This window comes from Pseudomonas sp. ACN5 (genome assembly GCF_002303975.1).
GTDB classification, from domain to species: Bacteria; Pseudomonadota; Gammaproteobacteria; order Pseudomonadales; family Pseudomonadaceae; genus Aquipseudomonas; species Aquipseudomonas laurylsulfatiphila.
Map to the genome: position 1 here is coordinate 164,939 of NZ_MRCP01000008.1, position 12,919 is coordinate 177,857.

The following is a 12,919-nucleotide window of genomic DNA, read 5'->3' on the forward strand; positions in this document are numbered from 1 at the left end:
ATGCATCAATTGACTCTGGCCGAGATCGCCCGCGGACTCGCCGATAAAAAGTTTTCCTCCGAAGAACTGACCAAAGTCCTGCTGGCGCGCATCGCCCAGCTCGACCCACAGCTCAACAGTTTCATCAGCCTCACCGAAGACCTGGCGCTGACGCAGGCGAAAGCCGCTGACGCCCGCCGGGCCAATGGTGAGAGCGGCGCCCTGCTCGGCGCGCCGATCGCCCACAAAGACCTGTTCTGCACCCAGGGCATTCGCACCAGTTGCGGCTCGAAGATGCTCGACAACTTTAAAGCACCGTACGACGCCACCGTCGTCGCCAAGCTGGCCGCCGCCGGGGCCGTGACCCTGGGCAAGACCAACATGGACGAATTCGCCATGGGTTCGGCCAACGAGTCGAGCTACTACGGCGCGGTGAAAAACCCGTGGAATCTGGAACACGTGCCGGGCGGTTCGTCCGGTGGTTCGGCGGCGGCGGTGGCCGCTCGTCTGTTGCCGGCAGCCACCGGCACCGACACCGGCGGTTCGATCCGTCAGCCGGCGGCCCTGACCAACCTCACCGGCCTGAAACCGACATACGGTCGAGTTTCGCGCTGGGGCATGATCGCCTACGCCTCCAGCCTCGATCAGGGCGGCCCATTGGCCCGTACGGCCGAAGACTGCGCGATTTTGTTGCAAGGCATGGCCGGGTTCGATCCGAACGACTCCACCAGCATCGATGAGCCCGTGCCGGACTACAGCGCCAGCCTCAACGGCTCGCTGCAAGGCCTGCGCATCGGTGTGCCGAAGGAATATTTCAGCGCCGGTCTCGACCCGCGCATCGCCGAGCTGATCCACAACAGCATCAAGGAGCTGGAAAAGCTCGGTGCCGTGATCAAGGAAATCAGCCTGCCGAACATGCAGCACGCGATTCCGGCGTACTACGTGATCGCCCCGGCGGAAGCCTCTTCCAACCTGTCGCGTTTCGACGGCGTGCGCTTCGGCTATCGCTGCGAAGACCCGAAAAACCTGGAAGACCTGTACAAGCGCTCCCGTGGCGAAGGCTTCGGCGTGGAAGTACAGCGCCGGATCATGGTCGGTGCCTACGCGCTGTCCGCCGGTTACTACGATGCCTACTACCTCAAGGCGCAGAAGATCCGGCGCCTGATCAAGAACGACTTCATGGCGGCCTTTAATGAAGTCGACATCATCCTCGGCCCAACCACGCCGAACCCGGCCTGGAAGCTCGGCGCCAAGAACAGCGACCCGGTCGCTGCGTACCTGGAAGACGTCTACACCATCACCGCCAACCTCGCCGGTCTGCCGGGCCTGTCGATGCCGGCCGGTTTTGTCGACGGTCTGCCGGTCGGCGTGCAACTGCTGGCCCCGTATTTCCAGGAAGGTCGCCTGTTGAACGTTGCCCACCAGTATCAGCTCAACACTGACTGGCACACCCGCACCCCAACCGGCTTCTGAGGAGACACACATGCAATGGGAAGTCGTGATCGGGCTGGAGATTCACACCCAGCTCACCACCCGGTCGAAAATCTTTTCCGGTAGTTCCACCACGTTCGGCTCGGAGCCGAACACCCAGGCCAGCCTGATAGACCTGGGCATGCCCGGCGTGCTGCCGGTGCTGAACCAGGAAGCGGTGCGCATGGCGGTGATGTTCGGTCTGGCGATTGACGCCGAGATCGGCCAGCACAACGTGTTCGCCCGTAAAAACTACTTCTACCCGGACCTGCCCAAGGGCTACCAGATCAGCCAGATGGAATTGCCGATCGTCGGCAAGGGCCACCTGGACATCGCCCTGGAAGACGGCACGGTCAAACGTGTCGGCATCACCCGCGCGCACCTGGAAGAAGACGCCGGCAAAAGCCTGCACGAAGAATTCAGCGGCGCCAGCGGCATCGACCTGAACCGTGCCGGCACGCCGTTGCTGGAAATCGTTTCCGAACCGGACATGCGCAGCGCCAAGGAAGCCGTGGCTTACGTCAAGGCAATCCACGCGCTGGTGCGTTACCTGGGGATTTGCGACGGCAACATGGCCGAAGGCTCGCTGCGTTGCGACTGCAACGTATCGATCCGTCCGAAAGGCCAGGTCGAGTTCGGCACCCGCTGCGAGATCAAGAACGTCAACTCGTTCCGCTTCATCGAAAAAGCGATCAACAGCGAAATCCAGCGTCAGATCGAGCTGATCGAAGACGGCGGCAAGGTGATCCAGCAGACCCGCCTGTACGATCCGAACAAGGACGAAACCCGTCCGATGCGCAGCAAAGAGGAAGCCAACGACTACCGTTACTTCCCTGATCCGGACCTGCTGCCAGTCGTGATCGAAAACACCTTCCTCGACGACGTGCGCGCCACCCTGCCGGAATTGCCGCCGCAGAAGCGCGAGCGCTTCCAGGCGCAGTTCGGCCTGTCGGCGTACGACGCCAACGTGCTGGCCACCAGTCGCGAGCAGGCGGACTACTTCGAGAAGGTCGCAAGCATCAGCGGCGACGCCAAGCTGGCGGCGAACTGGGTGATGGTCGAGTTGGGCAGCCTGCTCAACAAGCAAGGCCTGGACATCGAACAGTCGCCGGTTTGCGCCGAGCTTCTGGGCGGCATGCTGCTGCGCATCAAGGACAACACCATCTCCGGCAAAATCGCCAAGGTGGTGTTCGAAGCGATGGCCAACGGCGAAGGCAGCGCGGACGAGATCATCGACAAGCGCGGCCTCAAGCAAGTGACCGACACTGGCGCGATCTCGGCGGTGCTGGACGAAATGCTCGCGGCCAACGCCGAGCAGGCCGAACAATACCGCGCGGCAGACGAAGCCAAGCGCGGCAAGATGTTCGGCTTCTTCGTCGGTCAGGCCATGAAAGCTTCCAAAGGCAAGGCCAACCCGCAACAGGTCAACGAACTGCTGAAAAGCAAGCTCGAAGGCTGATGAGAATGGAGCCAGCCCGGCAATCTGGCTCCATTCCCCTGTGGGAGCGGCGGTGCGACGATTCGACTTGCTCGCGAATGCTGTTCGGCACTCAACACAAAGTTGACTGTCAGAATGCATTCGTCGGAACGCCGCCCGGAGCAAGCCCGCTCCCACATTTGTTTTTGGAAGCTTTAAATGAAGCGTCTACTTGGATTATGCGCCCTCCTCTCGCTCCTGGCCGGTTGCGCCAGCACCGACACCGTCGATCCGCATGGTTACGACAAAACCGGCGTGGCTTCGTACTACGGCGCCAAACACCAAGGCAAACGCACCGCCAACGGCGAGCGTTTCAACATGAATTCCATGACCGCCGCCCATCGCCAGCTACCCTTCGGTACAAGGGTGAAGGTCACCAATCTGAATAACGACAAATCCTGCGTGGTGCGCATCAATGATCGCGGGCCGCACACCCGGGGCCGCCTGATCGACCTGTCCAAGGAAGCCGCCGAGCGCCTGGGCATGCTGCGCAGCGGCACCGCGCGGGTTCGCGTGCAAGCCCTCGACGACTGACCGATGGAGCCCCGACCATTTTCGGACTAGCCGATTTACCCCTGATCAGCGTGATCGAATTGCTCAGCGGATTGCTCCTGCTGATTGTCGGCGCCGAATTGATGGTGCGCGCCGCCGTACGCATTGCCGCGAGGTTGCACATACGCCCGTTGATCATCGGCCTGACCATCGTCGCCCTCGGCAGCAGCGCACCGCAAATGGCGGTCAGCTTGCAGGCGACACTGGCGCACAATGCCGACATCGCCGTCGGCAGCGTGATCGGCAGCAGCATTTTCAACATCCTCGTCACCCTCGGGCTGTCCGCCCTGATCATTCCTTTGCGGGTTTCCCGGCAACTGGTGCGCCTGGATATTCCACTGATGATCGGTGCCAGCCTGCTGGTGTTCGTACTCGCCTGGAATGAAGAACTGACCCGTGTCGACGGCATGATGCTGCTGACGGCACTGGCGATTTACCTGGGGTTGCTGCTGCGCCAGTCACGACACTCTGCACGCCCGGTATCGAGCCATGACCATCATGCGCAAGCGCCATGGCTGAGCAGCCTGCTGATGATCGTCGCCGGGCTGGCGATGCTGGTGTACGCCGGGCACTTGCTGCTGGGCGCCGCGGTTGCGGTCGCCACCGATCTTGGTTTGTCGGAGCGGATCATCGGCCTGACCATCGTCGCCGTCAGCACCTCACTGCCTGAGCTCGCCACTTCGTTGATCGCGGCGATGCGCGGCGAACGTGATATCGCCGTGGGCAACGTGATTGGCAGCAACCTGTTCAACCTCCTGGGCGTGCTCGGTTTTACTGCGCTGGTGGCACCGTCGCCACTGTCGGTGTCGCCCAATGCCCTGGATTTCGACCTGCCGGTGATGCTCGGCGTCGCGGCGCTGTGCCTGCCGGTGTTCTACTCCGGTTACCGGGTGACCCGCGCCGAAGGCCTGCTGTTTCTGGGTTTGTACCTGGCGTACGGGCTGCACGTGGTGTCGTTCACCACCGGCATGCCACTGGCCGGCAAGCTGGAACACCTGATGCTGTTTTTCGTCCTGCCGGCGCTGGTGGCGTTTTTGCTGTTCACGTCACTACGCGCCTGGCATCGCCAACACCATAAGAAGGAAGTCCCATGACCGAGAATAAAAAAAACGGCGTTGAAGTTCGTCGCCAAGTAATGGGCGACGCCTTCGTCGACCGCGCACTGGGCAACGCCACCGAGTTCACCCAGCCACTGCAGGACTTTGTCAATGAACACGCCTGGGGCGGCGTGTGGAATCGCGAAGGCCTGCCGCTGAAAACCCGCAGCCTGATCACCCTCGCCGCCCTGACCGCGCTCAAGTGCCCGCAGGAATTGAAAGGTCACGTGCGTGGGGCCTTGAACAACGGCTGCACCGTGGAGGAAATTCGCGAGGCGTTGCTGCATTGCGCGGTGTATGCCGGCGTGCCGGCGGCGATTGATGCGTTTCGCGCGGCGCAGGAAGTGATCGACAGCTATCAGCAACCTGAGTGAATCATTGAAATTCAGGTTGCCTGATCTGGCGCCATCGCGAGCAAGCTCGCTCCCACAGGGGGCTTCGGTGTGAACAGAGTTTGATTAACAACAACGAAACCTGTGGGAGCGAGCTTGCTCGCGATGAGGCCCTGAAGAACGCCACAAACTCCAGGGTCAGATCCACCCACCCCACTGCAACAAAAAGATCCCGACGTTGGTGGTGACCGCCGCCATCAGTGTGGTGATCACGATAATCGCCGCCGCCAGTTCATGATTGCCCTCGGCCGCCCGCGCCATGACAAAACTGGCAGCGGCGGTCGGGCTGCCGAAGTACAGAAACAGAATCCCCAATTCCGCGCCGCGAAAACCCCACAACCACGCGCCCAGCGTCGCCAGCACCGGCAAGCCGATCATTTTCACCAGGCTTGAACTCAGCGCCATGTTGCCGCTTTTGCGCAGCGCCGCCATGGACAAGGTGCCGCCGATGCAGATCAGTGCCAGTGGCAAGGTGGTCTGTGCCAGATACTGGCCGGAGGTCTCCAGCCACCCTGGCAAGCCGATCTTGAAATAGGCGAAAGGCGCCGCCGCCATCACGCTGAGGATCAGCGGATTGCTCAACACGCTTTTGCAGATGCTCCACGGGTCGGACTTGATCACCGGGCTGTACACCGCCAGGACGATGGTCGAGAGCGTGTTGTAAAACAGGATCACCAGCGCCGCGAGGATCGCCCCGAGGGAAATCCCGTAGTCACCGTACATGCTGGCCGCCAGCGCCAGGCCGATCACCCCGTTGTTACCGCGAAAGGCGCCCTGGGTGTAGATCCCCCGATCTTCCCGCGGACACTTCCAGATCGCCCAGCCCCAGGCGATGGCAAAGCCGACCAGGGTCGCGAGGGAGAAATAGATCAGCAGCGCCGGCTGCAACGCCGCGTGCAGGTCGGCATGCAGAATGCCCAGAAACAGCAGCGCCGGCATGGTGACGTTGAACACCAGGGCCGACGCCGTGTGGATGAAATTGTCGTTGATCCAGTCGATGCGCTTGAGCAGCACACCCAGAAACAGCATGGCAAATACCGGCGCGGTGATGTTCAGGGTTTCGAGGAAAATTGCCAGCATGCCGGAGAGGACCTTGGGGTGGGCGTCGTTAGGGAGCTAATGATAAGCCACCAAGTCCTTCGGTGTCTGGTCGACCGCCTTCACGAGCAAGCCCGCTCCCACAGGTTCAGCGCAATCCTTGTGGGAGCGGGCTTGCTCGCGGAGAACGATAACGCGGTCTTACGTGATCGGCGCCGGGTTGAACAGGGTGATGTCGTTATGCAGCTTGTGCTGCTCCGCCCACGTCTGCTTCTTGCCGCTGGCCACGTCCAGGTAGTAGTGGAACAGCTCCCAGCCCAGCTCTTCAATGGAAGCGCGGCCGGTGGCAATGCGCCCGGCGTCGATGTCGATCAGGTCCGGCCAGCGCTGCGCCAATTCAGTCCGGGTCGAGACCTTGACCACCGGTGCCATGGCCAGCCCATAAGGCGTGCCGCGACCGGTGGTGAACACGTGCAGGTTCATCCCCGCCGCCAACTGCAACGTCCCACAGACAAAGTCGCTGGCCGGCGTCGCACAGAAGATCAGGCCTTTTTCCTTAAAGCGCTCGCCAGGGCCGAGCACGCCGGTGATCGCGCTGCTGCCGGATTTGACGATCGAGCCCAACGACTTCTCGACAATGTTCGACAGCCCGCCCTTCTTGTTCCCCGGCGTGGTGTTGGCGCTGCGATCCGCTTCACCCTTGGCCAGGTAACGGTCGTACCAGTCCATTTCCCGCACCAGCTCCTGAGCGACTTCCTTGGTCTGCGCGCGGGACGTCAGCAGGTAGATCGCGTCGCGCACTTCGGTGACTTCGGAGAACATCACCGTCGCACCCGCACGCAGCAACAGATCCGATGCGTAACCCAGCGCCGGGTTGGCGGTGATGCCGGAGAACGCATCACTGCCGCCACACTGCATGCCGAGAATCAGCTCGGACGCCGGCACGGTTTCCCGGCGACGTTGATCGAGCTTCTTCAAACGGGTTTCGGCCAGTTCCATGATCTGCTCGATCATCTCGGTGAAGCCGTGGCTGGCGTCCTGCAAGCGGTACAGCCATGGCTCGCTCAAATCCACCGAACTGTCGTTCTCGTGCATCACCTGCCCGGCCTGCATTTTCTCGCAGCCCAGGCTGATCACCAGCGCTTCGCCGCCCAGGTTCGGGTTGCGCGCCAGGTTGCGCACCGTGCGAATCGGGATGTACGCGTCGGTGGCGGTGATCGCCACGCCACAGCCGTAGCTGTGGGTCAGGGCCACCACGTCATCGACGTGCGGGTACTTGGGCAGCAACTCGGCCTTGATGCGCTTGACCGCATGATCGAGCACGCCGGTCACACATTGCACGGTGGTGGTGATGCCGAGAATGTTGCGCGTGCCGACGGTGCCGTCAGCGTTGCGATAGCCCTCGAAAGTGAAGCCTTCCAGCGGTGCTTGTGCGGCGGGCACGTCAGTGGACAGCGGCAGGCTGTCCAGCGGTGGCGCGGTCGGCATGCACAGTTGATCTTCCTTGACCCAGCTGCCGCGGGGAATCGGCTGCAAGGCATAGCCAATGACCTGGCCGTAACGAATCACCTGGGCACCCTCGGGAATGTCCTCCAGGGTGACCTTGTGGCTCTGTGGCACGAAGTCCACGGTCACCAGGCCGTCCGCAAATTCGGTACCGGCCGGTACGCCCTGATCGTTGACCACGATCACTACGTTATCCCGCTCGTGCAGGCGGATGTAGCGCGGCGAGTCGGAATGTTCAATCAACTGCATGACGCCGCTCCTCAGGAATGCGCTTGAGATAATTTGCCAGGGGCTTCAGTACCATTCGCGGGAGGCTCTTTGAGCACCACACGCTTGATCGGACCCACGATCACCAGGTAGCTGAACACCGCGACCAGCGCGTTGCAACCGACGAACACCAGCGCCCACTTGAACGAACCGGTGGAGCTGATGATGTAGCCGATGACGATCGGGGTGGTGATCGAAGCCAGGTTGCCGAAGGTATTGAACAGGCCACCGCTCAGACCGGCGATCTGCTTGGGCGAAGTATCGGACACCACGGCCCAGCCCAGTGCACCAACACCTTTGCCGAAAAACGCCAGAGCCATGAAGCCGACGACCATCCATTCTACGTCCACGTAGTTGCAGGCCACGATGCTGCTGGAGACCAGCAGGCCCGCAATGATCGGCGCCTTGCGGGCGAAAGTCAGGGAATGGCCTTTGCGCAACAGGTAATCGGAAATCACCCCGCCGAGCACACCACCGATGAAGCCGCAGATCGCCGGCAAGGACGCGATGAAACCGGCCTTGAGGATGGTCATGCCACGCTCCTGCACCAGGTACACCGGGAACCAGGTCAGGAAGAAGTAAGTGATGCCATTGATGCAGTACTGGCCCAGGTACACGCCGAGCATCATGCGGTTGGTCAGCAGTTGGCGGATGTAGTCCCACTTCGGACCGTCGCTCTTCTTGCCTTTGCCCTTGTCCTGGTCCATGTCGACCATGCCGCCGTTGTCGGCAATGTGCTTGAACTCGGCATCGTTGATCATCGGATGCTGGCGCGGGCTGTAGATCACTTTCAGCCAGATCCCGGAGAAGATGATGCCGATCACGCCCATGACGATGAACACGTGCTGCCAGCCGAAGCTGTAGACGATCCAGCCCATCAGCGGTGCGAACAACACGGTGGCAAAGTACTGAGCCGAGTTGAAGATCGCCGAGGCAGTGCCGCGTTCAGCAGTCGGAAACCAGGCGGCGACGATGCGCGCGTTGCCGGGGAAGGATGGCGCTTCGGCCAGGCCGACCAAAAAGCGCAGCATGAACAGCGCGACCACTGCGGTGGACATGCCGAACTCGCCGACATAACCCTGCAACACGGTGAACAGCGACCAGGTGAAGATGCTCAGTGCATAGATTTTTTTCGAACCGAAACGGTCCAGCAACCAGCCACCGGGGATTTGCCCGGCCACGTAGGCCCAACCGAATGCGGAGAAGATGTAGCCAAGGGTAACGGCGTCGATGCCCAGGTCTTTCTGCAGGCTGGAGCCGGCGATGGCGATGGTAGCCCGGTCGGCGTAGTTGATCGTGGTCACCAGAAACAGCATGAGCAGGATCAGATAGCGGACGTGAGTCGGCTTGGTCGATTGCATGTAGATGTACTCCCACTGATTATTTTTATGCGCGGGTGAATCTTTGTTTCCCCTGTAGGAGCGAGCTCTGCTCGCGATGGTGGTCAACGATGACGCGGGGCATCAGGTTTACCGCCGCGACCTCACGACCATCGCGAGCAAGCTCGCTCCTACAACAGGGATGTTGCGTTACGAACCGATGTAAGAGGTCTTCACGACCGTGTAGAACTCTTGCGCATAGCGACCTTGCTCACGTGATCCATAGGATGAACCTTTACGCCCACCGAACGGAACGTGGTAATCCACACCGGCGGTCGGCAGGTTGACCATCACCATCCCGGCCTGGGAGTGGCGCTTGAAGTGGCTGGCGTACTTCAGCGAGGTGGTGGCAATACCCGCCGACAGCCCGAACTCGGTGTCGTTGGCCATGGCCAGCGCGGCTTCGTAATCGGCGACGCGGACGATGTTGGCCACCGGGCCGAAGATCTCTTCGCGGCTGATGCGCATCGACGCTTCGCTGTCGGCAAACAGGGTCGGCGCGAGGAAGTAGCCCTCGGTGTCGCAGGTCACCAGACCACCGCCGCTGACCAGTCGTGCACCTTCGGACTGGCCGATGTCGATGTACTTCATGTCCTGTTCAAGTTGCACTTGCGAGACCACCGGACCGATATCGGTGCCAGCCTTCAACGCGTGGCCGACCTTGATCGACTTCATGCGCTCGGCCATGGCTTCGACGAACTTGTCGTGGATGCCGGCAGTGACGATAAAGCGACTCGAAGCCGTGCAACGCTGGCCGGTGGAGTAGAACGCGCTCTGTACCGACAGCTCGACCGCTTGCTTGAGGTCGGCATCGTCGAGAATGATCTGCGGGTTCTTGCCGCCCATTTCCAGCTGCACCTTGGCCTGACGCGACACGCAGTTCACAGCGATCTGACGACCGACACCGACCGAACCGGTGAAGCTGATGCCATCGACTTTCGGGCTGTTGACCAGCGCTTCGCCGACTACGCGACCGCTGCCCATCACCAGGTTGAACACGCCGGCCGGGAAACCTGCGCGGGAAATGATTTCCGCCAGGGCCCAGGCGCAACCCGGTACCAAATCCGCGGGTTTGAGCACGACGCAGTTGCCGTAGGCCAGGGCCGGGGCGATTTTCCACGAAGGGATCGCGATCGGGAAGTTCCACGGGGTGATCAGACCGACCACGCCCAAGGCTTCGCGAGTGACTTCAACGTTGACGCCCGGACGTACCGACGGCAGGTAGTCGCCGGACAGACGCAGGCATTCACCGGCGAAGAACTTGAAGATGTTGCCGGCGCGGGTCACTTCGCCGATGGCTTCGGGCAGGGTCTTGCCCTCTTCCCGGGCCAGCAGGGTGCCGAGTTCTTCGCGACGGGCGAGGATTTCAGTGCCGACTTTATCCAGGGAATCGTGGCGCGCCTGGATGCCGGAAGTGGACCATGCCGGGAACGCGGCACGGGCGGCATCGATGGCTGCGTTGACCTGGGCCAGGTCAGCCTTGGCGTAATCGCCGATGGCATCGGTCAGTTCGGACGGGTTGATGTTGGTCGAGTAATCGCCGCCGGAAACCCACTCGCCGTTGATGTAGTTATCGAAACGCTTTGCATCTGCCACTTTAAGATCTCCTCACGCAAAAAGCCGCTGATTGCTCAGCGGCCTTACTTAATCGGATGTGTTACTGCGCACCCTGCTTGTCGATCAGCGCGGCGAGCATTTCATACTCTTCGCCGGTCAGATCGGTCAGCGGTGCACGAACAGGACCCGCGTCGTAGCCGGCAATTTTTGCCCCGGCCTTGACGATGCTCACGGCATAACCGGCCTTGCGGTTACGGATGTCCAGGTACGGCAGGAAGAAGTCGTCGATGATCTTGCCGACGGTGGCGTGATCTTCGCGAGCGATCGCGTGGTAGAAGTCCATCGCGGTTTTCGGGATGAAGTTGAACACCGCCGAGGAGTAGACCGGCACGCCCAGTGCCTTGTAGGCCGCGGCGTAGACTTCGGCGGTCGGCAAGCCACCCAGGTAGCTGAAGCGATCACCGAGGCGGCGACGGATCGACACCATCAACTCGATGTCACCCAGGCCATCCTTGTAGCCGATCAGGTTCGGGCAGCGCTCGGCCAGGCGTTCCAGCAGCGGCGCGGTCAGGCGGCAGACGTTACGGTTGTAGACCACCACGCCGATGTTGACCGATTTGCACACGGCTTCAACGTGGGCGGCAACGCCGTCCTGGCTGGCTTCTGTCAGGTAGTGCGGCAGCAGCAACAGGCCCTTGGCGCCCAGGCGCTCGGCTTCCTGTGCGTATTCAATGGCCTGACGGGTCGAACCGCCCACGCCGGCCAGGATTGGCACGCTGGTGGCGCAAGTGTCGACCGCCGTCTTGATGATTTCCGAATATTCGCTGGCCGCCAGAGAGAAGAACTCACCGGTGCCGCCCGCGGCGAACAGCGCCGAGGCGCCGTATGGGGCCAGCCATTCGAGACGCTTGATATAACCCGCGCGATTGAAGTCGCCCTGAGCATTGAAATCGGTGACCGGGAAAGACAGCAGACCGGAAGAGAGGATGGACTTCAGTTCTTGTGGATTCATTATTCGAACACCCTGGATAGCGACGTTGTGTGAGAAAACCGTTCAGCCTGCGCTGAAGTTGTAGGTCATCGTACAACTTAAAATACAACCGTCAACTGCATTTCATCGCAGGGGGTAAAAATTGTTCGACACGAATACGCAAAACCCTTGTTTTAGAGAGCTTACGCGGAAGAGAACAGGGATGATCACATCTCGAAAAACAGGTGTTCAGGAGATACGTTGTCGGAAGATTCTGGCGAGGGATGGAGGCTGACTGTAGATTTTGTGGGATGGCTTACGGCCTCTTCGCGAGCAAGCCCGCTCCCACATTTGAATTTCTGCGAACTCACAATTTGTGAACGACACAGATCAAGTGTGGGAGCGGACTTGCTCGCGAAGGCAATCTGTCAGTCCAACACAGGATTGGATCAGCACACTCAGCCCCGCTGCGCCTCAGCCTCTTCATGGGCATGGCGCAACCGTTCACGACTGTTGGTCAGGTGCAGACGCATGGCGGCCCGGGCCGCATCGGAATCCTGACGGGCAATGGCGTCGTAGATTTCCTCGTGCTCACGGCTCAGACGCCCCATGTAGTGCTGCTGGTCGTCATGGGCCAGGCGCGCGGAATTCAACCGTGTGCGCGGGATAATGCTGGTGCCCAGGTGGGTCATGATGTCGGTGAAATAACGGTTGCCTGTGGACAGCGCTATTTCGAGGTGGAAGGCGAAGTCCGAAGCCACGGCGTCACTGGCGTGGGCGGCGCTTTCATTCAACGCATCGAGGGCGGCGCGCATGTTGGCCAGTTGTTCCGGACTGCGGCGTTGCGCCGCCAGGCCGGCGGACTCCACTTCCAGGCTGATGCGCAGTTCCAGAATCGCCAGCACATCACGCAAGGTCACCACGGTCGCCGGGTCGATACGAAAGCCACTCGGGCTCGGCGTGTCGAGCACGAAGGTGCCGATGCCATGGCGGGTTTCCACCTGGCCGGCCGCCTGCAGACGGGATATCGCTTCGCGCACCACCGTGCGGCTGACACCATGGGCATCCATGATGGCCGACTCGGTGGGCAACTTGTCGCCACGCTTGAGATGACCGTCGCGGATCTGCTCGGACAGCACCGTCACCAGTTCCTGAGCGAGGCTGCGGCGCTTGCGTGGGAGGCGTGGTGTGTTGATCGGGTTTTCCATGGTGAACATCGGTCTCGAAAAGTTCGG

The 12,919-nt window shown here is 61.3% G+C and carries 11 protein-coding genes; 5 read left to right on the forward strand and 6 right to left on the reverse strand.

Annotated features, from left to right (window positions below; translation table 11 throughout):
• The 5 genes from gatA (at position 1) to BSF40_RS16810 (ending at position 4,949) form a co-directional block, all read left to right on the forward strand.
• Positions 1-1,452, forward strand: a complete 1,452-nt coding sequence (gatA, locus tag BSF40_RS16790; protein WP_095965906.1) for an Asp-tRNA(Asn)/Glu-tRNA(Gln) amidotransferase subunit GatA — start codon at positions 1-3, stop codon at positions 1,450-1,452.
• A gap of 10 nt (positions 1,453-1,462) precedes the next feature.
• A complete protein-coding gene (gatB, locus tag BSF40_RS16795) occupies positions 1,463-2,908 on the forward strand; it encodes an Asp-tRNA(Asn)/Glu-tRNA(Gln) amidotransferase subunit GatB (RefSeq protein WP_095965907.1) in 1,446 nt (481 codons plus the stop codon).
• Positions 2,909-3,085: 177 nt separating this feature from the next.
• The gene (locus BSF40_RS16800; RefSeq protein ID WP_008051680.1) at positions 3,086-3,460 is read left to right on the forward strand and encodes a septal ring lytic transglycosylase RlpA family protein; all 375 of its coding nucleotides are present in this window, start codon (positions 3,086-3,088) and stop codon (positions 3,458-3,460) included.
• A gap of 50 nt (positions 3,461-3,510) precedes the next feature.
• Positions 3,511-4,572 (forward strand): calcium/sodium antiporter, encoded by a 1,062-nt coding sequence (locus tag BSF40_RS16805; protein WP_095965908.1) that lies wholly within the window; start codon positions 3,511-3,513, stop codon positions 4,570-4,572.
• Positions 4,569-4,949 (forward strand): carboxymuconolactone decarboxylase family protein, encoded by a 381-nt coding sequence (locus BSF40_RS16810; RefSeq protein ID WP_095965909.1) that lies wholly within the window; start codon positions 4,569-4,571, stop codon positions 4,947-4,949. Before BSF40_RS16805 ends, BSF40_RS16810 begins: the two co-directional genes overlap by 4 nt.
• A 156-nt stretch (positions 4,950-5,105) precedes the next feature.
• Here BSF40_RS16810 and BSF40_RS16815 read toward each other — a convergent pair whose 3' ends face one another.
• The 6 genes from BSF40_RS16815 to BSF40_RS16840 all read right to left on the reverse strand — a co-directional run bounded on the left by BSF40_RS16815 (position 5,106) and on the right by BSF40_RS16840 (position 12,892).
• A complete protein-coding gene (locus tag BSF40_RS16815) occupies positions 5,106-6,047 on the reverse strand; it encodes an AEC family transporter (RefSeq protein WP_095965910.1) in 942 nt (313 codons plus the stop codon).
• A 159-nt stretch (positions 6,048-6,206) separates the two neighbouring features.
• Positions 6,207-7,760, reverse strand: a complete 1,554-nt coding sequence (garD, locus tag BSF40_RS16820) for a galactarate dehydratase (RefSeq protein WP_095965911.1) — start codon at positions 7,758-7,760, stop codon at positions 6,207-6,209.
• 11 nt (positions 7,761-7,771) lie between these two features.
• The gene (locus BSF40_RS16825) at positions 7,772-9,139 is read right to left on the reverse strand and encodes an MFS transporter (protein ID WP_095965912.1); all 1,368 of its coding nucleotides are present in this window, start codon (positions 9,137-9,139) and stop codon (positions 7,772-7,774) included.
• Positions 9,140-9,307: 168 nt separating this feature from the next.
• Positions 9,308-10,753, reverse strand: a complete 1,446-nt coding sequence (locus tag BSF40_RS16830) for an aldehyde dehydrogenase family protein (protein ID WP_095965913.1) — start codon at positions 10,751-10,753, stop codon at positions 9,308-9,310.
• A gap of 61 nt (positions 10,754-10,814) precedes the next feature.
• A complete protein-coding gene (gene kdgD / locus BSF40_RS16835; RefSeq protein WP_007976489.1) occupies positions 10,815-11,726 on the reverse strand; it encodes a 5-dehydro-4-deoxyglucarate dehydratase in 912 nt (303 codons plus the stop codon).
• 416 nt (positions 11,727-12,142) lie between these two features.
• On the reverse strand, positions 12,143-12,892 hold the full coding sequence (locus BSF40_RS16840) for a FadR/GntR family transcriptional regulator (RefSeq protein WP_178081985.1): 750 nt from the start codon (positions 12,890-12,892) through the stop codon (positions 12,143-12,145).
• Positions 12,893-12,919 lie beyond the last annotated feature (27 nt).